Annotated in this window: 24 protein-coding genes; 9 read left to right on the forward strand and 15 right to left on the reverse strand. The window is 61.2% G+C overall.

Going from position 1 to position 25,083, the window contains the following annotated elements; genetic code table 11:
• Positions 1-135 precede the first annotated feature (135 nt).
• On the reverse strand, positions 136-612 hold the full coding sequence (gene bfr, locus NCS00_RS31885) for a bacterioferritin (protein WP_250442157.1): 477 nt from the start codon (positions 610-612) through the stop codon (positions 136-138).
• Between the two features lie 312 nt (positions 613-924).
• Here bfr and NCS00_RS31890 point away from each other — a divergent pair, with 312 nt between their 5' ends.
• Positions 925-2,718, forward strand: a complete 1,794-nt coding sequence (locus NCS00_RS31890; RefSeq protein ID WP_250442158.1) for a serine hydrolase domain-containing protein — start codon at positions 925-927, stop codon at positions 2,716-2,718.
• 155 nt (positions 2,719-2,873) lie between these two features.
• Positions 2,874-3,032 carry a DUF3563 family protein gene (locus tag NCS00_RS31895; protein ID WP_008345908.1) on the forward strand — a complete coding sequence of 53 codons (159 nt, stop codon included), beginning with the start codon at positions 2,874-2,876 and terminating at the stop codon, positions 3,030-3,032.
• A 31-nt stretch (positions 3,033-3,063) separates the two neighbouring features.
• Here the strand turns inward: NCS00_RS31895 and NCS00_RS31900 are convergent, their stop codons facing one another.
• From NCS00_RS31900 to NCS00_RS33625, 4 genes are all read right to left on the reverse strand, one after another.
• Positions 3,064-4,302: a glycosyltransferase family 4 protein gene (locus tag NCS00_RS31900; protein ID WP_250442159.1), complete on the reverse strand. Its 1,239-nt coding sequence runs from the start codon at positions 4,300-4,302 to the stop codon at positions 3,064-3,066.
• A gap of 396 nt (positions 4,303-4,698) precedes the next feature.
• Positions 4,699-5,907: a glycosyltransferase family 4 protein gene (locus NCS00_RS31905; protein WP_239295271.1), complete on the reverse strand. Its 1,209-nt coding sequence runs from the start codon at positions 5,905-5,907 to the stop codon at positions 4,699-4,701.
• Positions 5,908-6,283: 376 nt separating this feature from the next.
• Positions 6,284-7,528: a hypothetical protein gene (locus NCS00_RS31910; protein ID WP_008345902.1), complete on the reverse strand. Its 1,245-nt coding sequence runs from the start codon at positions 7,526-7,528 to the stop codon at positions 6,284-6,286.
• Positions 7,529-7,942: 414 nt separating this feature from the next.
• Positions 7,943-8,389: a hypothetical protein gene (locus tag NCS00_RS33625; protein WP_250442169.1), complete on the reverse strand. Its 447-nt coding sequence runs from the start codon at positions 8,387-8,389 to the stop codon at positions 7,943-7,945.
• On the opposite strand from NCS00_RS33625, the gene NCS00_RS31920 reads away from it, so the two are divergent.
• Positions 8,288-8,929 carry an ATP-grasp fold amidoligase family protein gene (locus NCS00_RS31920; RefSeq protein WP_235366241.1) on the forward strand — a complete coding sequence of 214 codons (642 nt, stop codon included), beginning with the start codon at positions 8,288-8,290 and terminating at the stop codon, positions 8,927-8,929. The two genes, NCS00_RS33625 and NCS00_RS31920, sit on opposite strands and share 102 nt — an antisense overlap.
• Before the next feature lie 3 nt (positions 8,930-8,932).
• Here the strand turns inward: NCS00_RS31920 and NCS00_RS31925 are convergent, their stop codons facing one another.
• A complete protein-coding gene (locus tag NCS00_RS31925; RefSeq protein WP_250442160.1) occupies positions 8,933-12,883 on the reverse strand; it encodes a chemotaxis protein CheB in 3,951 nt (1,316 codons plus the stop codon).
• Positions 12,884-13,041: 158 nt separating this feature from the next.
• On the opposite strand from NCS00_RS31925, the gene NCS00_RS31930 reads away from it, so the two are divergent.
• From NCS00_RS31930 to NCS00_RS31950, 5 genes are all read left to right on the forward strand, one after another.
• Positions 13,042-13,380, forward strand: a complete 339-nt coding sequence (locus NCS00_RS31930) for a cupin domain-containing protein (protein WP_250442161.1) — start codon at positions 13,042-13,044, stop codon at positions 13,378-13,380.
• Positions 13,381-13,663: 283 nt separating this feature from the next.
• Positions 13,664-14,779 (forward strand): SpoIIE family protein phosphatase, encoded by a 1,116-nt coding sequence (locus NCS00_RS31935; protein ID WP_250442162.1) that lies wholly within the window; start codon positions 13,664-13,666, stop codon positions 14,777-14,779.
• Between the two features lie 12 nt (positions 14,780-14,791).
• A complete protein-coding gene (locus NCS00_RS31940) occupies positions 14,792-15,355 on the forward strand; it encodes a SiaB family protein kinase (protein WP_008345892.1) in 564 nt (187 codons plus the stop codon).
• Between the two features lie 18 nt (positions 15,356-15,373).
• Positions 15,374-15,769, forward strand: a complete 396-nt coding sequence (locus tag NCS00_RS31945) for a DUF1987 domain-containing protein (RefSeq protein ID WP_008345890.1) — start codon at positions 15,374-15,376, stop codon at positions 15,767-15,769.
• 2 nt (positions 15,770-15,771) lie between these two features.
• Positions 15,772-16,485, forward strand: a complete 714-nt coding sequence (locus NCS00_RS31950; RefSeq protein ID WP_008345888.1) for a GGDEF domain-containing protein — start codon at positions 15,772-15,774, stop codon at positions 16,483-16,485.
• Between the two features lie 21 nt (positions 16,486-16,506).
• On the opposite strand, the gene NCS00_RS31955 is transcribed toward NCS00_RS31950, so the two are convergent.
• A complete protein-coding gene (locus NCS00_RS31955) occupies positions 16,507-16,875 on the reverse strand; it encodes an NUDIX hydrolase (protein WP_008345887.1) in 369 nt (122 codons plus the stop codon).
• 99 nt (positions 16,876-16,974) lie between these two features.
• The gene (locus NCS00_RS33630) at positions 16,975-17,406 is read right to left on the reverse strand and encodes a hypothetical protein (RefSeq protein WP_350029749.1); all 432 of its coding nucleotides are present in this window, start codon (positions 17,404-17,406) and stop codon (positions 16,975-16,977) included.
• A 106-nt stretch (positions 17,407-17,512) separates the two neighbouring features.
• Here NCS00_RS33630 and NCS00_RS31965 point away from each other — a divergent pair, with 106 nt between their 5' ends.
• Positions 17,513-17,866, forward strand: a complete 354-nt coding sequence (locus NCS00_RS31965) for an H-NS histone family protein (protein ID WP_250442163.1) — start codon at positions 17,513-17,515, stop codon at positions 17,864-17,866.
• Between the two features lie 46 nt (positions 17,867-17,912).
• Here NCS00_RS31965 and NCS00_RS31970 read toward each other — a convergent pair whose 3' ends face one another.
• The 7 genes from NCS00_RS31970 to NCS00_RS32000 all read right to left on the reverse strand — a co-directional run.
• A complete protein-coding gene (locus tag NCS00_RS31970) occupies positions 17,913-18,359 on the reverse strand; it encodes a YjjA family protein (RefSeq protein WP_250442168.1) in 447 nt (148 codons plus the stop codon).
• A 107-nt stretch (positions 18,360-18,466) separates the two neighbouring features.
• Positions 18,467-19,780: a PQQ-dependent sugar dehydrogenase gene (locus tag NCS00_RS31975; RefSeq protein ID WP_250442164.1), complete on the reverse strand. Its 1,314-nt coding sequence runs from the start codon at positions 19,778-19,780 to the stop codon at positions 18,467-18,469.
• Positions 19,773-20,222, reverse strand: a complete 450-nt coding sequence (locus tag NCS00_RS31980) for a DUF2231 domain-containing protein (protein WP_250442165.1) — start codon at positions 20,220-20,222, stop codon at positions 19,773-19,775. The genes NCS00_RS31975 and NCS00_RS31980 overlap by 8 nt, the downstream gene beginning before the upstream one ends.
• Positions 20,223-20,430: 208 nt before the next feature.
• On the reverse strand, positions 20,431-20,667 hold the full coding sequence (locus NCS00_RS31985; protein ID WP_175982216.1) for a hypothetical protein: 237 nt from the start codon (positions 20,665-20,667) through the stop codon (positions 20,431-20,433).
• 186 nt (positions 20,668-20,853) lie between these two features.
• A complete protein-coding gene (gene prpF, locus NCS00_RS31990; protein WP_250442166.1) occupies positions 20,854-22,047 on the reverse strand; it encodes a 2-methylaconitate cis-trans isomerase PrpF in 1,194 nt (397 codons plus the stop codon).
• Between the two features lie 24 nt (positions 22,048-22,071).
• Entirely contained in the window at positions 22,072-24,669 is a 2,598-nt protein-coding gene (gene acnD, locus NCS00_RS31995; protein WP_250442167.1) for a Fe/S-dependent 2-methylisocitrate dehydratase AcnD, read from the reverse strand.
• Positions 24,670-24,855: 186 nt separating this feature from the next.
• The coding region (locus NCS00_RS32000) for a citrate/2-methylcitrate synthase (protein WP_284508236.1) at positions 24,856-25,083 on the reverse strand (228 nt) is incomplete at its 5' end.

Here is a 25,083-nt window from a genome sequence, read left to right on the forward strand (position 1 = left end):
GGACCGTGAAACGACTCCACGCCGATGATAGTGCGGATACCCGTGTGAAAGTAGGTAATCGTCAGGCTCCTCATGCTCCAAACAAAAACCCCACCCCAAAAGGTGGGGTTTTTGCGTTGGGACTTTCACAGCATCTCACGCCAGCTTGCGAATAGCCGATTGCTGATAATTCTCGATGCCGATTTTGTCGATGAGGCCGATCTGAATCTCCAGCCAATCGATGTGATCCTCGGTAGCGTCGAGCAGTTCGACCAGGATCCCTCTTGAGACAAAGTCCCGCACCGATTCGCAATAGACGATCCCCTCCTTGCATTGCGCTTGGGCCGCCTGCTCGAGCTTGAGGTCGTTCTGCAGAGCTTCGAGCGTCTGCTTGCCAATGGCCAACGCATGAAGATCCTGCAAATTCGGCAGTCCATCGAGCATGAGGATTCGCTCGATCAGCTTGTCAGCATGCGTCAACTCGTCCATCGACTCGTCGTATTCGTGCGCGCCGAGTTCTTCAAATCCCCAATGCTGATAGAGACGCGCGTGCAAAAGATACTGATGCACGGCCGTCAGTTCGTTCTTCAGCTCGGCATTGAGGTAGTCAATCACTTTCGAATCGCCTTGCATACCGTCTCCCGCCTGGTCGCGTTGCCACACACTCAGAATAGACGTTCGGCGATGACGAGCCGACAACGAGATTCATTCGCATTAGTGGCGACACTGCCGCATCCGCCCGCGTAGCGGAAACTTCCCTCGATTGCGCGATTTTCATGCCTATAATCGAGCGCAAAAGGAACGAGCCGCACAGAGTACGCCTTGCAGATAACAACAAGGAGAGACGTCGTGCCCCGATCGAACCGTACCCGCGCCCCTTCAATCTTCAGCCCGAATATAGCGAGCACGGGCCGTCGGCAGTTCCTCGGCATGGCCGGCGCCGGAATGCTCGCGACACTTCTTCCCGGCTGCGGCAGCGATAACGCCGACTCCCAGTCCTATCCTCAAACCGTCGCCATGGGGCAGCAGGCAATCCAGCAGGCCATCGGCAATCCGACGCAGCCGGTCGCGGCAATATCGGTGGCCATGCTCAAGGGCAGCAACGTGTTCTGGCAGCAGGCGTTCGGCGTATCGTCGGTGCCGAACCAAACCAAGGCGACGACCCAGACGCGTTTCAACATCGGCTCCGTCAGCAAGCTGTTTGCGGCGCTCGCAGCGACGATCCTTCAGGATCGCGGACTGATCACGCTCGATACGCCGATCGTCCGTTATCTCCCGACATTCACGATGCTCTCGCCCGAGTACGCGAAGATCACGACGCGCCAGTTGCTCTCGCATTCGTCGGGACTGCCGGGCACGAATTCGCGCAATCTCTTCACGTTCGCGCCGGTTCCCGGCTACGCAGCCGATACGCAAGCCGAACTCGCGAATACGCATCTGAAGCATTACCCCGGCGAGCTTGCCGTGTATTGCAACGACGGCTTCACGATGATCGAGCAGATCGTCCTCGCGATGACAGGGCAGAGCTTCGCAAGCTTCGTGGAAGCGAACATCCTCGCGCCGCTGAAGATGACGAACTCCAGCTATCTAACGAGCGTGCCGAGCAGCGGCTCGTTCTCGTATCCGTTTGCGAACGGCACGCAGTATCAGGAATTCGTCAACGCCTATGCGACGGGCGGGTTGAGCTCGACGCCCGGCGACATGATGAATCTCGCGCAGATGATCATCGGCGGCGGCATGTTTCAGGGGCAGCGCGTAGTATCGGCGGCGGGCATCGCGCAGATGGGCACGGATCAAACTACCGGACTCCTGATTAATCCGTCGCCCGAATGGAAATGGGGACTCGGCTGGGACTCGATCAGGCAACCGGCGCTCGATGCAGCAGGCGTCCTCGGATGGGAAAAGGACGGCGGAACGGCCTTCTATTCGAGCGAGTTCTTTGTCGTGCCACAGGCGCAACTCGCGCTGATGATCACGGGCAATTCGGGCTACGACGCTCGCAAGATCGCCGAATCGCTCGTGCTCTCCGCGCTGAAAGAGGACGGCTCGATCGCCTCGCTGCCGGCCAAGATCAGCACGACGGCGCCATCGGCCGCATCGGCGCCGAACATCGTCACGGCTGGCGGTATCTACGGCAATTCCGACTCGCCATTCCAGGTGATCGCGAATCCGGACGGCAGCCTGCAATTGAACCAGTGGGATGGAAAGAAGCGTGCGTGGACGCAGCTTGGCGCATACCAGTATCGCAGTGACGGATGGTGGTGGAGCAATAGCGATAGCGCCTCGTATCGCTTCACGGTCGCTTCCGGAACCGATGAGAACGGCCACGCGTACAGCTATCGCTATCTGATGAAGCGTGTGGTGCCAGGCGCGGGTTACGCGTATCTCACGCTGCCGGTCGGTCAGCAACTCGGCGCGCTCACGCCGCTCGACACCGCATGGCAGCAGCGTTTGGACACGCAATGGACCCTGACGAACGATTCGCCAACGGCCGTGCCGATCGTCATCGATGGAAACGAACCGGCTTACCTGACCACGTTGCCCGAACTGCCGGGTTATGTGCTGTACGGCAACACGGACCTTCGCTATCAACTCTTCGTGCCGCTTTCGGACGATCGCGGCGGCATGTCGGTCAGGGTGCCTGGTAACTTCGGTCGCGATCTCTATGAGATCCGCTTTGCGTCAGCGAGTGGCGGCACGACACTGACGCTCGGAAGCTCGATTTACGCGAAGGCTTGAATGAAAGCACTCATTCGAAGCTAATTCACGGGAAGTAACCTGCTTCACATCGGCGATGCATGTGAAGCAGGTTCGACGAACGAACGTCATGCGCGCTGCGTCAGGCGGTGAAGCGATACGGCAAACGCCGCCTCCTACACGACAAGGAGCACATCATGTTCGCACTGCTTTCGCATCTTCTCGGCAAGCTGGTTTCCCGTACCGACATGCCTTCGCATAGCGCTTATCTCGCGTCGTCAGGCGATCTTGCCGATCTCGAACGCCGCATGCGTAACGTCGAAGACGAAGACCGCGCTTACAGCATGTCGTTTTGATGCGCGAAGACCCGCATGAAACATCCGCGGCTCAATTCGCCTCACGTCCTGTCGCGAGCCACGGCTTTCGATCTTCGAGGCAGACCATTCCTTCGTACAGTTCGACGTAGGAGCGGATCATCGCATCGAGACTGAACTTGCGCGCATGCTGGCGCAGCCGGTCGCGCGTAGAAGGATCGTCGAGCAAGGCGGTCGCCTCGTGAATTTTGTCGATCAACGTCTCGGGCCGGCCGACGTCGAACAGGAGATTCGAACGCGGCTCGATGATCTCGGGAATGCCGCCCATATTCGATCCGACGACGGGCACGCCATGCGAATACGCTTCGAGGACGACCAGCCCGAACGGTTCGTTCCACACGGACGGCACCACCAGAATATCGATGCTGCTCAGGAAATCCGAAGGATCGACCCGTCCGAGGAAAGTCACGCGCGGGTCCGCGTATTTCGTCTTGACCGAATCGACGAAGTCCTGATCTCCGGTGCCGCCGATCGAGAGCGTCCAGTCGAGCGTCTGGTCTGCGAGCAGTTGTTCCAGCAGCAACTCGACGCCCTTTTCAGGCAGCACGCGCCCGAGCATGCCGAGTCGCAATGGAGCGTTTCCATCTTGTCTCGAGTGCTGTGCCGCGACGGAATCCATGGCCGGCTGATAGCAATTGTTGATGACGGTCGTCTTTGCCGCACGCGAGAAAAAACCGCTCTCGAGATGCTTCTGCAAGACGAAATCGCTGACGCCGACCGCAACGCTGACCTGCGCGGATGCGATCTGCTTCGGCTTCGCATACAGCGAGCACACGCCGCACTGACTCGCGCAGGGCTTGCCGGCCGTGAGCATGCTCGCCGTCGGGCACAACAGATAGTAATCGTGGATCGTATGTACGATAGGCGCGCCCGCGTTGTTGGCGACGCGCCATGCATCGACGGAAAGACACGAGAGGTTGGCAGTATGAATGATGTCCGGCTTCTCGCGCTCGATGATCTCGGCGAGCTTTCGCGTCATCGACGTGTTGCGCACGTCGATCGCGTGCCAGATCAGCTTGGCGACGCGGGAATGCTCGCCAGGCGCATGCGGCCAATAGAGATTGGTCGAACGCAGACGATAGACCTTCGCGCCGTTGACGACTTCATTGCGATCGTCGCCTGTGCCGGTCGCGCAGACCACGCAAACCTCTATGCCTGCCTTGATGAGGCCATCGGCAAGGAGTCGCGTCGCAACTTCGGCGCCGCCGACCTCGTCTGGAAAATATAACGTGTTCGCGATCAGTACTTTCACGGCGTATGGACAGGATGCAGATCACTACGAGCCGGCGGCTTGGCGGTGCGAAAGTCTTCGCGCGCGCCGTAGCTTGTTGAGCGCTTGCCGATGATGTGACGGGGCGGATGACCCTTCATGTGTCGCGGCTCCGGTTCTACAGCGTATGAGCTGATGGCTGACAGTTGGCGCCGCGTCACCTCGATCCGATCGACGACAGGATTGGAAATCGAGTGCGGTCGTTCGAGCTGAACTTTGATCCTGCAAGGTGTGCGGCCCAGTTTACCCCATGAAAGCAAGGGGTATCGCGTTTTTTCAATTTGCGTGCTGCCTACATGCTTTGCGTCTTCCTTATGAATCGATAGCCCGATTTTTACCTTGTGGCCAGCAGCAAAAACGATATGGACCGTGGCAAGGTTACGGACATACGGCGCGTGGCAGCGCCTGTTCTTCGAGCACGCTTTCATACAGCGCGCGATATGACTCGACCATCGCATCGACGTTGAAGCGCCGCGCATATTCGCGGAAACGCTCGTGCACGCGCGGGTCGTCGAGCAACGCCACCGCTTCATGCAGCTTGCCGATGATCGAAGAGGGCTGCGCGATGTCGAACACCAGATTCGTGCGCGGCTCGATGACTTCGGGAATGCCGCCCGTGTTTGCACCGACGACCGGCACGCCGTGCGAATACGCTTCGACCGTGACCCTCCCGAACGGTTCATTCCAGATCGATGGCACCACGAGAATGTCGATACTGTCGTAGAACGCGTCGGACTTCACGCGGCCGAGATATTCGATGCGCGGATCGTCGTACTTCGACTTGAGCGCCTGAAGATAATCGGCATCCGCATGGCCGCCGACGGCTAGCGTCCATTGCAGCGTATCGTCCGCGAGCAATTGCTCGAGCAGCACTTCCAGCCCTTTCTCCCGCGACACGCGCCCGAGTATGCCGAGTCGCACGGGGCCGCCTGTATAACGGCGCGTGCGCGGCGGCGCAGTCGAAGTTTCAAGCGATTCGCACGCGTTATAGATGACCGCCGTGCGCGACGCACGCGAAAAGTAGCCGCTTTCCAGATGCTTTTGCAACACGAAGCGACTCACGCCGACAGCGACCGCGACGCGCGCCGACGCGATGCGCTTGGGCTGCGCATACACCGAGCACACGCCGCACTGCCGCTGGCATGGCTTCGAATGCGAGAACATGATCGCGGTCGGACACATCAGATAGTAATCGCGCGCCGTATGCACGATCGGCACGCCGGCATTGCGTGCGAGACGCCAGATATCGACAGAGAGGCAAGACAGATTGCTGGTGCTGATCACGTCCGGCTTTTCACGCGCGATGATGCTCGCGAGCTTGCGCGACATGATGACGTTATAGACATCGATGGCATGCCAGATCAGCTTGGCGACGCGGCCGTGCTTCTCGCGCAGATGCGGCCAGTAAAGATTGACCGAGCGAAGCCGATAGACCTTCACACCATTCACGTTGTCCACATGGTCGACACCCGATCCGGTCGCGCAGACCACACAGACTTCGATGCCTGCCCTGACCAGACCCTCGGCCAGTAGTCGCGTAGATACTTCGGCCCCTCCGGGTTCATCCGGAAAATAGAGTGTGTTCACGATCAGTATCTTCACGACGACGAAGTCCCCTTGGAAAAGCCTATGCAAAGACACGGCAGAGCGTAACGCTCTCAGGGTTCGACGATCGGTCAAACGACGGAAAAACCCCGGAAGACAAGGCAGGTATTGAAATCATCATACTCGACGGCGAGCTAACGTCGTGTTTAAAGAATCGTCGAGCCGTGCTTGTCTCTGCCATGACAGATACTCGCGCGAGCGCATTTCGGCTCGACTGCGATGCGGAAAACATAGCAGCTTGTGCACCGGCGTTCAATGTGGTGCCGAACATAGACGCCGATGACATTGGGTGTTAAAGAAAGAGGAATGCGGGCAGTGATCGAACGCCGCGGCCTGAACCGCGGCGTGCATGCTGTCGTTACTGCGGCTCGTACCACGAATAAGTCGGAAGCGTGGTCAAAGGCTTGCCGATCTGGAACGTGATATCCCGCAGGGACGTCAGCGGAATGTTGCGCGGATCGCCCGTGTAGCGCCGCACGTCGCCGTTATCGTTGATATAGACGACGATGTCGCCGGTGATGCCCGCAACGTTCGTGCTCGAAAGCGGCATGCCCCAGACATCGAATACCTGGCCGAGCGTGAAGTCCTTGAAGTTCGGCGTTTCGATATGAATGATGCCGGTGTTGTCATGCGTGTGCGTTTCATAGTTACACGAAGACAAGATGCCGACATTCTTCGGGAACGCGAGCCACTGCCCGTCCTTGAAGATGGCGACGTGCGAGTGAACGTGGAACGTCTCGGCCATGCCCGCCGCGCAGATCAGGCCATCGACCGGCGCGCCGGTGCCGCCCGTCGCCGTATTGCCATCGGTAAAGTACAGATTGCCCACCAGGCCGCCGTAGCTGAGCGTCGTCACCGTCGAGGTGAACGGCGGCGGATCGGTCCACGTATAGGTCGCGATCTGCGTCGGCGTCGCGCCGATGACGAGCGTCACTTCGCCCTTGTCCGGCAGCACGAGGCTCGAAAGATCGCCGGTGTATTTGGTGAGCGTGCCGCCCGTGTTCACCCACGCGGTCACATTGCCCGTGAGGCCCGCCACGTTGGTCGTGCTGAGCGGCTGACCCCAGACGGAGAAGAACTGCCCGAGCGTGTAAGACGCATTCGATGTCACGTCCATGCGGATCTTGCCCGAGGCATCGACGGTGTGGACCGGATACACGCAACCCGTCTGCTTCGCCATGGTCGGCTTCACGTATCCGACGTTCGCCGGCAACGAGAGTTGCTTACCGTTTTGATAAATCGACAGATGTGAATAGCTGTATTTATTGCCGGCGACCGTGCAGTTCAGATTGGCGACGGCCTGGCCGGTGCCGCCCGTCGATGTAGAGCCGTCGCTCCATTGCGATGCGCCGATCGTCGTACCATCGACGACTGCAGTCGCGGCGGCGAGCGTCGGCGTGCCGGTCGTCGTCGAAGGCGTGCTCGCGCCGGAGGGTGCGCTCGCGCCGCCCGGTGAGCTTGCACCGCCTTCGCCCGAGCTCGTGGGCGAGCTCGATCCGTTGCCCGAACCGCCGCCGCCACCGCAAGCGGCGAGCAATGCGAGCGCTGCGGCCGCGAGTGCGCTTGTCATCCAGCGCGTGTTCATCTGTTTCTCTTTGAGCATGTGTCGACTCCGCCCCTAAGGATTTCTGAAGGTGTTGCGGGTTGCACTGCGGCCGCATGCGCGACGCATGCGTGGCGTGCATCCGGCATCGGAAGCATCGCGAGCCGCTCTCGATGCAAGAAACGCGCTTGCTCGTGGAGACGGTCTCGATACGATTGACGCAAATGTTGACGCCTGTCGCTACGACGCTCGTCTATCGACCGGATGCGTTATGGTCTGACTTGCGTCGGTGAAGTCCAGCGACTCATCGAAAGAGAGAAACCGGTCCGGTTATCTGATTCGCCGGCCCGAGGAAATTTAACGTCGAAGAAATGTCGTCGCAAGCAAAGCAACTTTTGGAAACGTGTTCTGACACCGTGGTTTTCGGGTGTGTGCGTTCGCGTACATACGTGCAGTCCACGATTCAGCAGAAAATCAAGGTTTCGATGAAGTGCCGACGGCAATGAACAGCGCCGTGGCGAAATTCGGTTCGCATTTAACGCGCGGCCGGAGAAAGGGGCGGACGGGGTTTCGTCTGACGTACAGAATAAAGGAGGGGAGTAAATGACTCTCTCGAAGACGTTGTTTCACAGCGTAAGGGACTGGTTGCCCGATAACCTGTACTTGACCATTTATCATCGTCGCCGGATCGGACGATTTCCAAAGCTGCGCAATCCGACGACATTCAATGAAAAAATCCTGCGGCGCTGCCTCGAACCCGATCCACGCTTCGGCGACCTCAGCGACAAGCTGAAAGTACGTGAATACGTTGCGGAAAAGATCGGCAGCGAGTATCTCGTGCCGCTGGTTGCTGAACCATCCGATTTCACGAGAAGTGTTTTCGATGCGCTTCCCCAATCCTTCGTCATGAAGGCGAATCACGGCAGCGGATTCGTGCATGTCGTGCGCGACAAGAACGAAACGTCATTCGAGAAACTCGATGCAATGGCGAAAAGCTGGTTATCGACCGACTTTTATGCGATTGCACGCGAACGACATTACCGAACCATCGAGCGGCGCATTTTCTTCGAGGCACTTCTTACCGGAGAAGATGGAAAGGTCCCGCCGGATCTGAAGTTTCATGTCTTCAACAAGCAGTCGGGCGATCCGAAGATATTCATCCTCGTTATTTCGGATCGTTTCGGAAGCCCGCGCGGCGACATGTACGACGCGGACTGGAATCTTCTCGATATCGGCATGGGCCACTATCCGCGCAGCCCGACTCCGGCTCCGCGACCGGCGAATCTGGATGCGCTCGTTTCGATCGCGCGAAAGCTGTCGAGCGATTTCGAATTCGTGCGCGTCGATCTGTACGATGCGAAAGACCGGATTTACTTCGGCGAGCTGACGTTCACGCCGGGCGCTGGCATGTTCGCGTTGCATCCCGACAAGGTGGACTACGAGTGGGGAAGCCTCATGTAACGTTCACGGCCGGCCGCGCGTGTCGCCCAGCGGAAACTCGATGTGACATCGCGCGCCGTTCCGCCCGATCTCCAGCCGGCCGCTTCCATTGAGCTCGTCGGCGACCTTTCGTTCGATCATCTCCGTGCCGAAGCCGCGTCGGCGACCGGCCGCCGACGCGTCGAGCACGGGCCCGCCATGTTCGGTCCAGTCGAAGCAGAGCCACGTCGCGCCGCTTCGGTCGACGCGCGCCCAGCGAATCGTCACGGCTCCGCCATCCGCCGAAAGCGCGCCGTATTCCAGTGCGTTGACGACGAGCTCGTGGACGATCATCGTCATCGTCTCGGCGGCTTCCGATGAAAGCGCGGCATGCTCTCCGTCGATATCGAATTTGCCGTTCGTTTCGCCCAGCGCATCGATCTCGAGACGCACGATGTCGTGCAGATCCACTTCGACGTTCAGTCCATCGGCAAGTGCTTGCTCGATGCGCGCGAGCGCTTGCAGCCGGCCGTTCATGAGCGACGCATGGCGTTCGACGCTTCCCGCGCCATCGGCGGTGCGCGCGTTGATCGAGATGATCTCGGCGATGATGCCGCGTACCCGGCGCCTCAGTTCCATGAGCAGCGCGGATTCGTGTTCTAGCGCGTCGCGCAGCGCTTCCGCCGAACGGGCGCGCTCGAGCTCGGCCCAACAACGGCCCGCAACGCCTTCGACCAGCGCGACCATCTCCGGCATCCAGCGGCGGGACGTGCGTTGCGTCACGCGAAGAAGCCCGCGCAAGCGGCCTTCGGCCATCACCGGGACGAAAACAGCCGCGCCGATGCCGTCTTCGGCAAGGCTCTGCCTGATCGTCGCGGACAGACGCGGATCGGCCTGCGTATCGCTGACGACGACCGACTGGCCTCGCTCGTACGCCGACGCGAATGGCTCACAGGTCGCGCAATCTTCGATCGGCAGCCACTCGACCTGCTCGGTGTCCAGTTGCCCCGCGACCATCCGGCAAGCCAGGTGCATCATGCTTTGCGGATCGGTCAGATCGCGCGCCGCGTTCGAGAAGCGCACCAGAAACGCGTTGACTTCCCGCGTGCGTAAGCGCGAGCGTGACAGCTCGATCTGCCCTTCGACGCGCGCCAGCAGCTCGCGCGCGGAAAACGGCTTCGCGACATAGTCGTCCGCGCCGGCCTTGAGCCCCTTGATCGCGGAGTCTTCGCCGGCGTAGGCCGTGAGAAGGATGACAGGCGTGTCCCTGAGCGCATCGTCCTCGCGTATCGCGCGCAATAGAGCGAAGCCGTCCATGCCGGGCATCATGACATCCGCGAGGATCAGCTCGGGCCGGTGCCGATGCGCCTGAGCAAGCGCGAGCGTGCCGTCGGGCGCGACGTCCACTTCCCAGCGCGCGCCGAGCAGACGTTGCAGATGCTCGCGAACATCCGCATTGTCGTCGACGACCAGCACGCGGCCGCGTTTCGGTCCCGTGGCCGCGCTCAACTCGACGAGGTCATCGTCCTCGAGCGATCCGTTCGGCCGAAGCCAGCGCGCCGCTTCATCGGCCAGCAGTGCGGCGAGCGCCGGCTCGCGCCCGCTCAGGTCCGGGCGCTCGATCGTTTCGAGGCGCGAAGTCAGCGGAATCCAGACCTGGAACGTGGTGCCGGAATGTTCCTCGCTGCGCACGGACACTTGCCCGCCCAGACGCTGCACGAGATCCTTCACGATCGCGAGACCGATGCCCGCGCCTTCCGCCGTGCGCGCGCGGGATTTCTGCACGCGATGAAAGCGCGTGAAGACGTTCGGCAGCTCCGACGCCGGAATGCCGACGCCGGTATCGATGACTTCCAGTTCCGCATGCAGCCTGATCGCCTTGAGGCGAACGCTGATATGGCCTTCGAACGTGAACTTGAGTGCGTTCGAAATGAGGTTCGAGACGATCTTCTCCCACATTTCGACGTTGACCGGCACGGGCGGCATGTCCATGTCGATGGCGACGCGGCAATCGAGTCCCGCCGCCTTGATCGCGCCGGAAAACGCGCTGACGATATCCGCGGTGAGCCGGCCGAGATTGATCGGCGCGACGGCGGGCCGTCCCTGAACATCGATGGCCGAGAAATCGAGCAGGCTGTTCACGAGCCGCAAGAGGCGGCGTGCATTGCGCGACGCGACCACGACGTTCGCGGCGGCCTTCTCCGGCAGCGACGGATGCTGGCGGAGCAGCTCGTCGAGCGGCGCGAGCATCATCGTGAGCGGCGTGCGGAATTCGTGGCTCACATTTGAAAAGAACTCGGTCTTCGTGCGATCGATTTCGGCGAGCCGCGCCAGCCGCTCGCGCTCCAGTTCATTGGCGAGCGCGTCGCCGATTCCCGCGCTGACTTGCTGAACGACGAGATCGATGAAGTGCGCGTGCGCTTCGTCCTGAGGCCGATGCGGGCTGAGACCGAGAATCAGGACGCCGAGCGGCCGGGCTCGCGTCGCGGTGCCGAGCGGTATGATCAGCGCGCGCGTCGGGCGCTGGCTGCGCCGGGGCGCCGTGACGGGCGCCTCGAGACCGGGAAAGCGGCAGTCGAGATCGTCGACGGCGAAGCCCGTCAGCACGCCGGATCTCGACGCCGCCAACGCCGCGGACATCGGCCAGCTTCCGTCGTCCCGGACGTTCATCGAGAGCGTGTAGGGCGCAGCCGCGCAGCCGGCCTCCAGACCGGCCGCTCCCGCAAGGCTCGCCTGCTGGCCCGTTTCGTCGAACAGATAGATCAGGGCGAACGGCAAATCCGCCGGCGCGCTGGCGAGCGCGGCGGCGGCGCGTTCGCAGGCTTCGCGTCGCGACAAGGCGTCGGCAAGCGCCTTCGCGAGCGTGTGCAATGCGCGCGTGCGGCGTTCGGCGACGACGTTGCGCGTCGTCTCCCAGCCCGTGTTCTGCACGCCGAGCACGCGGCCTTGCACATCGCGGATGGGCGAGTACGAGAACGTGACGAAAACTTCCTCCACGAAGCCGTGCCGGTCGATCATGATCGGGAAATCTTCGCCCGCGACCGCCTCGCCGTGAGTCAGAACGCCCTTGGCGATGGGTCCGAGCACGTCCGTCCAGACCTCCGGCCACGTCTCGTGCGCGGGCCGGCCGAGGGCGAGCGGATGCTTCGCGCCGAGGAAGACGCGCCAGCGGTCGTTGTAGATCTGAATCAGATCGGAGCCCCACAGGATCGACATCGCCTGCGGTGAATCGATGGCGGTGCGTACGGTAAGCTGCAGTTCGGCAGGCCAGCCGAGCACGCATCCGAGCGGCGTGCGGCACCAGTCGATCTCTCGCGCCAGATGCGCGATCTCGCCGGCATCGCCGAACGTGCGGTTGATGGCGCGCAGCTCCGAGCGCATGCGCGGCTGTGGCGTTCCGCAGACGATCTCGCCGATGACCTGACCGATGTCGTCGAGCGGCACCACCATGTCCGCCGCGCCCGTGGCGATGGCGGCTGCGGGCATTTGCGGATATTCCGCGCTCGCCTGACTCTGCACGATCAGGCGGCAGCCGGCGGCGCGCAACGCGTTCGCGCCCAACGAACCGTCGCGGCCGAGGCCCGTCAGGATCGCGCCGATCGCTCGCGGGCCGAAGCTGCGCGCAACGGATTCGAAGAGCCGGTCGATCGGCCGTTCGATCGCGCCGCCGGGACACGGCGACAGCACGAAGGAACCGTCCGGCAGCAATTCCACGAAGGCGTGCGGCGGGGCGACCATCAGCCTGCGCCCGCCGATGCGCGAGCCGGCGGTGATCCATTCGACCCGATACGCGAGTCGTTCGAAGACCCATAGTGTTGCTTCGGGCGGCAGGTGCATCATCAGCACGACCGTGAGCGGCAAGTCTTTCGGCAGGCCGTCGACGAGACTGGCCGTGGCCATGTGCCCGCCCGCCGACGCGCCAATGACGATGAGATCGAAGGCGGACTCCGGAATCTGCTCCAGCCGGGACAGCGATGTCGGATCGGAAATCTGCACGCGCCACTCCTCGCGATGAAAGATCCGTCTTTCAGGCTAGCACGAATGTGCGAAGCCAATTCGACGCCCATTCGACTCGCGTATTTTTTCCGATCGCTCGATCGGCGTATCTCGGGCACGATAGAACGGCAAGTTCGTTTCAATACCGAGGTCGAGCCATGCAAATCCAGACTGGTAATCTTTTCAGCTTCGAAGCGAAGCGCGGCAATGAGGAGCGTGTCGACATGCTCGTCACCGGAGAGCGTCTGAACGTGGAGCGGATCGTGTCGATGGGGCACGCGAGCCCCGAAGGATTCTGGTACGACGACTCGCGCGCCGAATGGGTCGTGCTGCTGTCGGGCGCGGCCGCGCTCGAATTCGAAGACGATTCGACGCTGCTCGAAATGCGTCCCGGCGATCATGTGCTGATCGAACCGCATTGCCGGCATCGCGTCGCATGGACGGATGCCGTCGAGCCGACCGTATGGCTCGCGATCTATCACGAACGCCGGGCCTGAAAACAAAAAATGATCGTGTTTCAGCGCGGAAAAGGCGGCAAACGTTTGCATTTGGCCGCTTTAACGCTTTCGCAACAATGAGGCGAATGACGCTGCGTCTTGTCACCGAAAGTTCATGAAGAAGCCTTAGCGTGCACTGTTTCTTCATACATCGGCCAGCGTTGTCATGCACTCAGCGTTCTCGAGCTTTCGCGGTTTTTCCGGGCAGAGAGATCTTCGTACTGCCGGCGATCTTTGCAGGGAAGTCCCCTTTGTCGACGCGGAGGGCTCCAATGCACTGGTGATGGAAATCTTCTCCGCGCGCCGCGACATGGGAAGCCTGGCCGTGATCGAAGGATTGCGCCCAATTGGACTGATCAACCGCGATATCTTCATGTCGCAGATGAGCAAGCCTTTTCATCGCGAGCTTTACGACAAGAAGAGTTGCATCGCGTTCATGGACAAGGAGCCGCTGATCGTCGAAGCGGACGTGAGCATCGAAACCCTCGCATTCAGAACCGTCGATGCCGGCGAAAAGGCGCTCGTCGATGGTTTCATCGTCACGCGCGGCGGACGGTTCTCCGGCGTGGGCAGCGGCCTCGAACTCGTGAGCGCGGTCGCGCAAATGCAGGCGGAGAAGAACCGCCAGATCATGCAGAGCATCGAATATGCGAGCGTGATACAGCGCGCCATGCTGCGCGCATCCGACGACACATTGTCGACGCAGCTTCGCGATGTCGCGATGGTCTGGGAACCGCGCGATGTCGTCGGCGGCGACTTCTATCATTTCGCGGCGTCCCCGCATGGCTGGTTCGGTGCGGTGGCCGATTGCACCGGTCACGGCGTTCCCGGCGCGTTCATGACCTTGCTTGCTTCGGCGTCGCTGTCGAAGGCGATCGAGCAGATCGGTCCGCGCGATCCGGCTGCGTTGCTCGCGGCGGTCAATCGCAACGTCAAGGGCTTGCTCGGGCAAGTGAACGGCGATGCCGCCGGGCATCAATCCAATGACGGACTCGACACCGCGTTTTTCTGGCTCGATGCTTCGGAGAACGTGCTGCATTTCGCGGGCGCGCGCGTCGCGCTGCATATTCTCCCGCCCGATGCGGCGGAGTTCCAAACCATCGCGGCCGATCGCATGGGCGTAGGTTATGTCGACAGCCGCGCGGACTACGCGTGGAATCTGCGCGCGATTGCGGCTCCGGCCGGCAGCCTGATCTTCATTTGCACCGACGGGCTGACGGATCAGATCGGCGGCCCGCGAAACATTTCCTTCGGCCGGCGCCGCATTCTCGATGTTATCCACGCACATCGCGGCGAGTCGCCATGGACGATCTGCGAGCACGTTCGGCAGGCGCTCGCGCATTGGCAAGGCGTGCAGCCGCGCCGCGACGATGTCACGTTCTTTTGTGCCCGTATCTAGTCAATTCAAAGCATGTCTCAACTACTCGATCAGGACAGCGCCTTCTTCGATCTGGCGCAGCGACGCAATGTTCTCTTCTATCACAAGGGATATTTCTCGCATAACATCGTCGCGGCCATGGGCGAAGTCGTGAAGCTGCAACTGGAAGTCGCCGGCGTGAGCGGTCCGACGCGCCGCAAGCTCTTCTCTTCGTTTGTCGAGCTTTCGCAGAACATCGTTCATTACTCGTCGAATGCGCTTTTGCAGGGCAGCGAAGACGAAGGCGCGATACGCGAGGGCGCCGTATGCATCTCGAAGGACGGCGAACATCACGTCATGTTATGCGTCAATCCGATGGCGACCGCCGAAGTGGAAAGCCTGCGTAACAAGCTCGAGCCGCTTCGCAACATGTCGCTCGAAGAGATAAGACAGGCGTACAAGCTATCGCTGCGTTCGGATACACCCGAAGACAGCAAAGGCGCCGGCCTGGGTTTTCTGACGATGGCGCGCGATGCGAGCGCGCCGCTCGAATTCGCTTTTCATCCGCGTGCCGACGAACCCGGAACCACGCTGTTTTGCCTTATGGCCATCATCTGAGCAGGAAGGCACGAGAACATGGATAACTTTTATATTGCCGCCACGACGACATCGCCCGAGGTCGATTTGCGTTTCGATCAGCACGCGTTGTCGCTCAAGGGCGAGTCCTATCCCGAGAATGCGGCCGCGTTCTATGCGCCCGTCATCGAGCAGATGCGCAAGTATCTTGCCGAGCATGCCGGAGCCGTCGTCACGATCGACGTCGCGCTGACTTACTTCAATAGCTCGAGCACCAAGATGCTGTTCAGCATGTTCGACGCGCTCGATCAGGCAGCGCAATCGGGCAGCCGCGTATTGATGAACTGGTATCACGACGAGGAAGACGAGACCATCGCCGAGTTCGGCGAAGAACTGAAGGCCGATTTTCGCGCGATCGAATTCACCGACCGTCTCATCGCTCATCCGGGACGGTAGGCATGCCATCGACATCGTCCGACGATCCGACGCCGGATCTGTTTCAGAACGAAAGTGCGGCGCTGGACAAGGCGCGCGCGATGCACGCGGCGCCCGACGCCGGCGCTGCGGAATATCGCCGGTCGTTGGGGGAACTCATCGATCATTTCGAGCGCCTCATGCGCGAAACGCGGCGTCTGATCGGGCGCAGCGACCGCGCCGAGCGCGAGATGCAGACGCTCGCGCAGCAATTGGCGCATCGCGCGTCGCACGATGCGCTGACGGGCGTGCTGAATCGCAGCGCCGTCATCGAGCAGGCCACGAAAGCGCTGCGCTCGACGAGCGCGGCGATGATCGTGCTCGATATCGACGAGTTCAAGCGGATCAACGATGACTTCGGGCATCCCACCGGCGATGCGGTGATTCTCGGCGTCGTCGATTGCCTGCGGCGCATCGTGGGCGATCAGGGTTTCATCGGACGCGTGGGCGGCGAGGAATTCACCGTGCTGTTGCCCGGACATGAACCGCACAGCGCCGCGCTGCTCGCCGAGCGCATGCGTGAGGCAATCAGCGATACGCTGGTCGTCGAGCCGGTGGATCGACGCATCACGGCGAGCTTCGGCATCAGCAATAATGCGGCGGGAACCGGCTTCGACATCGCATACGGCCTCGCCGATGCAGCGCTGTATCGTGCGAAGCGAAGCGGACGTAATCGCGTGGAAGTCGCCGATCAATAGGCGTATATCCGCTCTTGACGATTACTTTCTGCGTCGCTGATTCATAAGTTTGACTATATCGCTTGTCGGCGCGCTGGTTATCAGGCGCGCGATGTCGTCGAGATGAACCCAGCGGCATTTGGATATTTCGTTACTCGGGCGAGCTTTTGCCCGATTCGGGACTGCGCAGGAAAACACGTGATGGTGTTTCTGCTTGCCGCGAAAGTCGAAAAGATATTTGGCCGACTTTCCCGATAACCGCGTTTCTTCCCGAAGCTCGCGCAGTGCGGCATCCGAAAGATGTTCTCCACGTTTGAGTATTCCGCCCGGCAAGGCCCACTTCGACTGACTGCGGGCGACAAGAAGGATGCGCTTGCCTCTGCGACAGATCACGGTGGCGCGTTTCTTCAAACCGGTCTCCCTTTTACTTCCAGGTATTCTCGACGCGCTTCACGCGCCATCGAATCGGGCAGAGCCTGATTAGCTGTGTATGCTAATACAGAACCTTACTCACTCGGCAAGCTCGTAAAGCACGGGCGGCGTACACGCAACAGGCGGAAATCGCTTCATCAAACGGTCACAAACATGCGATGCGGCCAGTTCATTGTGGTAATGTCTGAGCCAGGCGATTTTTTGTTCAACTCGAGGCATTGAAATGGATAGGGATGGTGACTGGCCTTTGCCACGGCCAACCACTTTCTTCAAAGCCGACCGGCGTACTGCCGGATCGTCACTCTCGAAAACGAACTCAATAGCCAGTGCTTTCTCGTCACTGGCGACGCCGGTAATCGCGGAAGGAGTGCAAAGAGCGAAAGAGCTATCCACGACGAGCGATGCGCAAGATTTTCCCCAGCTTCGCGTCGCCTTCAGAATGCTCCGCGCTTTGTACTGGCGTATTCTCCCCATGCTCGAATTTTTCGACCCGTTATCAAGGGCGGGCACGGTCGCAACATCAAAGCGTTGACGTCCGTGCAGAACAAGCTGGGCGGGCTGAATCGGCGCAAGGGCAATGCGGCAAGCTGTCGATACACATACATTGAATCAGGAAATGGCTTACACAACACCGGAAATCACAGAACTCCTGGCGAAACAGGACGCGCTGAACAAGCAACTGGCCGAAGCGAAGGAACGCGAAACGCGCCAGGTGCTGATCGAAATCGTGCAGAAGATGCGCCAGTACGGCATCAGTCTGGAAGAGCTGTCAGGCAGCAAGCCGAAAGCGCAGGAACCGGCCAGGGAAGCGAAGTATCGCGATCCCATCGGCGGCGCGACGTGGAGCGGACGCGGCCGCGCGCCGCAATGGATCGTCGGAAAGAATCGCGATGATTTTCTCGCCGATACGCGCGCCACGAAGACGACCAAAGCCGCCGCGCAAGCCGCGCTGTTCGGCGACGAGGCCTGAAGCGAAGTCTTCGATCAGGCACGCTCACGGCGGCAGGAAAAGATCGCTACAGAAGGGATTTTCCCTGAGCGAGAATCTTGTCGCAGACCTGCTTGGTGACTTGTTCCTTCAGCCCCGCACCGCTCAAGTCGAGCTGCTTGCCGTTGCCGCTATCCAGAATGCCTTTCGCGCCGTTCGTATAGCCTGAATCGCTGGAAGCCGAGCCGCCGAGCTTGCTCATCAGCCCGTCCTTGACGGATGACGCACTGCCGCCGAGATAGTTGTTCTTGACGCAATATTCGATGACGCCCGCGACATTGCTCGTGCTGCCCGACGTGAGCGAATCCATCGATAAGCCTCCGGTCAGGCCGCTCAAGTTGCCGAGTGCGCCGCCGCTGCCGCTCTCTTTACCTTGATTGAGCAGATTGCCCAGTTGAGCGTGAGCTACTGGAATTGTAAGCAGGGCTGCAGTCAGGATTCCGCCGGCCAGAACATGACGCCTTGAGAAGATCATGGAGCCTCCGAGGTTTGATCTCTCACTATAGACGATGAACGCGCGCGGGTCGGCATCGACTGCGCGCATTTCGATTCGTTGAAAAGTACCGGATATTCAAGCGCGAATCATCCGCCTGTTCCCGTGACGCGCCATACGACATTGCCGACGTCATCGGCGATGAGAAGGCCGCCGTCGCGATCCTGCGCCACGCCCACGGGTGCGCCGTATAGCTCTTTCTGATCCGCCGATGTGAAGCCGGTCACGACATCTTTCGGCGGGCCGACAGGCTTGCCGTTTTCGAATGCGACGTAGGACACGACATAACCGCTCAGCGGCGAGCGATCCCAACTGCCATGTTCGCCGATGAACGCGCCGCCCCGATATTGCGCCGGCAGATTGCCGCCGGTATAGAACGCCAGCCCGAGCGGCGCGACGTGCGAACCGATAGCGTAATCGGGCGGAATCGCGCGGGCGACGAGATCGGGGCGCTGCGGCTGCGCGCGTGGATCGACGTGCTGTCCGTAATAGCTATACGGCCAGCCATAGAACGCATTCTCTTTTACTGAAGTCAGATAGTCGGGGACGAGGTCTGCACCGATTTCATCGCGTTCATTGGCAATTGCCCAGAGCTGCTTCGACTTCGGTTCCCATTGCAGTCCGGTTGGATTGCGAATGCCCGCTGCATAGACACGGCTCGCGCCCGTCGCCGTGTCGACTTCGAGAACGTCGGCGCGCCGGTATTCGACCTCCAGTCCGTTCTCGCCGACATTGCTGTTCGAGCCGACGCCGACATAGAGCTTCTTGCCATCGGGGCTCGCGAGCAGGGCCTTGGTCCAGTGATGATTGATCGTGTCCGGAAGATCGGCCAGCTCGACGCCGCGCTCGGCGATGCTCGTTTCGCCCGTCTTGTAGGGAAACTTGAGGATCGCGTCGGTATCCGCGACATAGAGCGTGTCACCGATCAGTTGCATGCCGAACGGCGAATGCAGTTGATCGATGAACACATGCCGCTCCCACTCGCCACTCGCGCTTTTCCTCAACAGCGTGATGCGATTCGCGCCTTTCGCCTTTTTCCCCGACTTGCTCGCGATCAATCCGGCGATGAGTTGCTTGGGCGTCGTCACCGCTTCCTCGTTCGGGCTGTTGGATTCGGCCACGAGGACATCGCCGTTCGGCAGCGCGTAGACCTGACGCGGATGCACGAGACCGGACGCGATCTTTTCGATCCGCAATCCTTCCGCGACCTTGGGCGTCGCGCCGTTGCGCCAGCCGACGTATTCGGGAACCTGCATCGGCGGCGCGAAGAAGTTGCGTGCGTCCGGCAGTGGAGGCTTCTCGCCCGCCTGATGTTGCGCATCGTACTGCGCGTGTTCGTTGCATCCGCTCATCGATGCCGCGAATGCGATCGCGAGCGCGCCTATCATCATGCGCTTATTCATGAGCCGCCTCCGCGAGAACGAGCCGGTGCATGGCCATCGCGATATGACCGATGCTCAGAAGCACCACGGTGATGACCGAGAGAATGACGTTCTCCGGAACCATCGCATAGGCATCGCGGCTATGCACGAAGGCGTTGACGACAGCGGCGACGATCGCGATCAGATTGAGCCAGAAATCAATTCGTTCGATCCGCGAGACCGCGCGCCGCTTTTGCAGCCATACGTGACCGAGATTGAGCAGCCGCGGAACGATGGCGATGATGAGACCGGCCGTCACGAGCCACGCCGCGCCTTTTCCCCAGAACACATTGCGCGTGATGGCGTAGCTGATGTCGAAGATCAGCGTGCCGACAAAAAGCCCGTAAGGAATGGGATCGAGCAATTCGAATATCGCCGGAGCGAATTTCGATGGAGGTCTCGAAGTGGCGGATGAAGTGGACATAGCTTCTCTTCCGAATGCGCGTGGTTTTTAGCCCTTGCGCATGCGGCATGCCCGCGCGCGTACTTCGTTGTTGACTCGTTGAAAGGAGAAGAGATGAAACGGTGTGCCTGTTTCGACAGGATTCAAGCGAAGGTCCGGCGTGATCGACGACGTAAGAAGCGCTCCGATCGATGTCGCACCTCGAACTCGGTGCGACATCGTCGGCCGCTCACAGCAGACGCGGATCCAGCGGCGGAGGCGCGGACGGTAGCGCGGGCAGCGGCGGCGGAAGATGAAGCTCCTTCAGCAGCGCGGCGCCGGGCCACGAATCGGGCAGCTTCGGCATCTCGGGAAGCTTCTTGCTATCCGGATTGGTCAGATACAGCATGCCGCCGCGAATGGCGGACATCGCATTGCGATGCATCGTTTCGACGCACGGCAGGTCGGTGATGGTCAGAGTGGTCATGGCAGGTCTCCCGGCAAAAATAAAAGTAATTGAATGGCGACGGACGAGTCGCCATTCGATCTTTTGCACAGGTTGTGCCAAGCGAAGCAGAGCGCGCCGGTCATCGGTTTCGCTCGAATTTATCGACGCATAACGGCGTACTCCGAACGACAGTTCGATCGCGCGATGTCGGCGCGCGCCCGACACTCAATCCAGCGCGACGACGGGAACCGACACGCGGCCTTCCATCAGTACGCGCGCGCTGCGGCTCATGATCGCTTTCTTCACTTGCCATTCGCCGTTCGCTTCGACGGCTTCAGCGCCGACGCGCAACGTGCCCGACGGATGCCCGAAGCGCACCGACTGACGCTCGCCGCCGCCCGCCGCGAGATTGACGAGCGTGCCCGGAATCGCCGCCGCCGTGCCGATGGCGACCGCCGCCGTGCCCATCATCGCGTGATGCAGCTTGCCCATCGACATCGCGCGCACGAGCACGTCGACATCGTCCGCGCCGATGCGCTTGCCGCTCGACGCGACGTATTCCGCCGGACGCGCGACGAACGCGAGTTTCGGCGTGTGCTGACGTTTGGCGATTTCATCGAGGCTCTTGATGAGCCCCATGCGCAGCGCGCCATATGCGCGAATGGTTTCGAAGCGCTTCAACGCGGCATCGTCGCCGTTGATCGCGTCCTGAAGCTCGGTGCCCTTGTAGCCGATGTCCTCCGCGTTCACGAAGATCGTCGGAATGCCCGCGTTGATCATCGTCGCCTTGAAGGTGCCGACGCCGGGCACGTGCAGATCGTCGACGAGATTGCCGGTCGGGAACATCGCGCCTTCCGCGCCTTCTTCCTCGGCGGCGGGATCGAGAAATTCGAGCTGCACTTCGGCGGCGGGGAACGTCACGCCATCGAGTTCGAAGTCGCCGGTTTCCTGGACGGCGCCGTTGCTCATCGGCACATGCGCGATGATCGTCTTGCCGATGTTCGCCTGCCAGATGCGCACGATTGCAATGCCGTTATCCGGAACGCGGTCGGGATCGACGAGGCCGCTCGTGATCGCGAACGGACCGACCGCCGCCGAAAGATTGCCGCAATTGCCGCTCCAGTCGACGAATGGCTTGTCGATGGCGACCTGGCCGAAGAGATAGTCGACGTCATGTCCGGCGCGCGCGCTCTTCGAGACGATGACCGTCTTGCTCGTGCTCGACGTCGCGCCGCCCATGCCGTCGATCTGCTTGCCATACGGGTCCGGGCTGCCGATCACGCGCAGAAAGAGCGCATCGCGCGCGGGGCCGGGCACGCGCGCCGCTTCCGGCAAATCGTTCAGGCGAAAGAAAACGCCCTTGCTGGTGCCGCCGCGCATGTAGGTCGCGGCGATCTTGATCTGAGGTGCGTGTGCCATGTGATTCGTATCCTTGATTGAATGTCAGGCCGCTTCTTTCGACGACTCCAGGAAGTCCTGCGCGAAGCGTTGCAGCACGCCGCCGGCTTCGTAGATCGAGACTTCCTCGGCCGTGTCGAGCCGGCACGTCACGCTCACTTCGACGCGTTCGCCGTTCGCACGATGGATGACGAGCGTGAGATCAGCACGCGGCTTGCGCTCGCCGATGACGTCATAGGTTTCGGTGCCGTCGATGCCGAACGTCTGCCGATTTTCGCCCGGCTTGAATTCGAGCGGCAGCACGCCCATGCCGATCAGGTTCGTGCGATGAATGCGCTCGAAGCCTTCCGCGACGATCGCTTCGACGCCCGCGAGACGCACGCCTTTCGCGGCCCAGTCGCGCGACGAGCCTTGTCCGTAATCCGCACCCGCGACGATGATGAGCGGCTGCTTGCGCTCCATATACGTTTCGATGGCTTCCCACATGCGCGTGACGCGGCCTTCGGGTTCGATGCGCGCGAGCGAGCCTTTCTTCTGTTGACCATCGACGATGGCCATTTCGTTGATGAGCGTCGGATTCGCGAACGTCGCGCGCTGCGCCGTCAGATGATCGCCGCGATGCGTCGCGTACGAATTGAAATCCTCTTCGGGCAAGCCCATTTTCGCGAGATATTCGCCGGCCGCGCTGTTCGCGAGAATCGCGTTGGACGGCGAGAGATGGTCCGTCGTGATGTTGTCGCCGAGCACCGCGAGCGGGCGCATGCCCTTGAGCGTGCGAGCGCCTGCAAGCGCGCCTTCCCAATACGGCGGACGGCGAATGTAGGTGCTTTGCGCGCGCCAGTCGTAGAGCGGGCTGATGGCTTCGCCGCTTTGCGCGGTCAACGCGAACATCGGTTCGTAGACGCGACGGAACTGCTCGGGCTTCACGCTCTGTTTGACGATGGCGTCGATTTCCTCATCGCTCGGCCAGATGTCCTTCAGATACACGGGCTGGCCGTTCTTGCCGATGCCGAGCGCATCGCGTTCGATATCGAAACGGATCGTGCCCGCGATCGCATACGCGACGACGAGCGGCGGCGACGCGAGAAACGCCTGCTTCGCATACGGATGAATGCGGCCGTCGAAATTGCGGTTGCCGGACAGCACGGCGGTCGCGTACAGATCGCGATCGATGATCTCCTGCTGGATCGCCGGGTCGAGCGCGCCGGACATGCCATTGCACGTCGTGCACGCGAACGCGACGATGCCGAAGCCGAGCTTTTCCAGTTCGGGCAACAGACCGGATTCCTGCAGATACAGTTCGACCGCTTTCGAGCCCGGCGCGAGCGACGACTTTACCCACGGTTTGCGCGTGAGACCTTGCGCATTCGCATTGCGCGCGATGAGCGCCGCCGCGATCACGTTGCGCGGATTGCTGGTGTTCGTGCAACTCGTGATCGCCGCGATGATGACCGCGCCGTCCGGCATCTGCCCCGGCGTTTCTTCCCATTTGCCCGCGATGCCGCGCGTCGCCAGTTCGGACACCGGCAGGCGCTTGTGCGGATTCGAGGGACCCGCCATGTTGCGCACGACCGTCGACAGATCGAAGCGCAACACGCGTTCGTATTCCGCGTGCGTCAACGAATCGGCCCACAGGCCAGCGGTTTTCGCGTAATGCTCGACGAGGCTCACTTGCTTGTCGTCGCGGCCCGTGAGACGCAGATACTCGATCGTCTGCTCGTCGATATGGAACATCGCGGCGGTCGCGCCGTATTCGGGCGCCATGTTCGAGATCGTCGCGCGGTCGCCGAGCGTGAGGCTCGACGCGCCTTCGCCATGGAACTCGAGATACGCGCCGACGACCTTTTCCTTGCGCAGGAATTCGGTGAGCGCGAGCACGATATCGGTCGCCGTGATGCCCGGCTGACGCTTGCCCGTCAGCTCGACGCCGACGATATCCGGCAGACGCATCCACGATGCGCGGCCGAGCATCACATTCTCCGCTTCGAGCCCGCCGACGCCGATCGCGATGACGCCGAGCGCATCGACGTGCGGCGTGTGGCTGTCGGTGCCGACGAGCGTATCGGGATACGCGATGCCATCGACCGCGTGAATCACCGGCGACATGCGCTCCAGATTGATCTGATGCATGATGCCGTTGCCCGGCGGAATCACATCGACGTTCTTGAACGCCTTCTTCGTCCAGTTGATGAAATCGAAACGATCTTCGTTGCGCCGGTCTTCGATCGCGCGATTCTTCGCGAACGCATCCGGATCGAAGCCGCCGCATTCCACCGCGAGCGAATGATCGACGATGAGCTGCACCGGCACGACCGGATTCACCTTCGCGGGATCGCCGCCCTGGTCCGCGATCGCGTCGCGCAGGCCAGCGAGATCGACGAGCGCGGTCTGTCCGAGAATGTCGTGGCAGACGACGCGCGCGGGAAACCACGGAAAATCGCGCTCGCGCTTGCGTTCGACGAGCTGCATCAGCGATTGTTCGAGGATCGCCGGATCGCAGCGGCGCACGAGATTCTCGGCGAGCACGCGCGAGGTGTAGGGCAGCTTGTCATAAGCGCCGGGCGCGATCGCTTCGACGGCTGCGCGCGCGTCGAAGTAATCGAGTGTGGTGCCGGGCAGGGGTTTGCGGTTTGCAGTGTTCATCGCCGTGTCTCGGTCATGGCATGGTCTTTCGCGCGCCATGCTCAAAGGTATTGTGGGGAAGCCCCCTTCGACTGGAAATCCGGGCTATTTTAGGCGCCGATTTCAAAAATAACCCGCCGCCGGCGCGGCGACGGGCCGAAGCTCTTCACGGATCTCGCGTATCACCGTAAAGAGGGCTGATGCGCTTTACGCACGCTTTGCCAGCGGGACGAACTCGAGGTTGTCCGGACCGGTGTAATTCGCGCTCGGCCGGATGATCTTGTTGTCGATGCGTTGCTCGATGATGTGCGCGCTCCATCCCGACGTGCGCGAGATCACGAAAAGCGGCGTGAACATCGCGGTCGGCACGCCCATCATGTGATATGAAACCGCGCTGAACCAGTCGAGGTTCGGGAACATCTTCTTCGCGTCCCA

This window comes from Caballeronia sp. AZ1_KS37, assembly GCF_023631165.1.
Taxonomy (GTDB): Bacteria; Pseudomonadota; Gammaproteobacteria; order Burkholderiales; family Burkholderiaceae; genus Caballeronia; species Caballeronia zhejiangensis.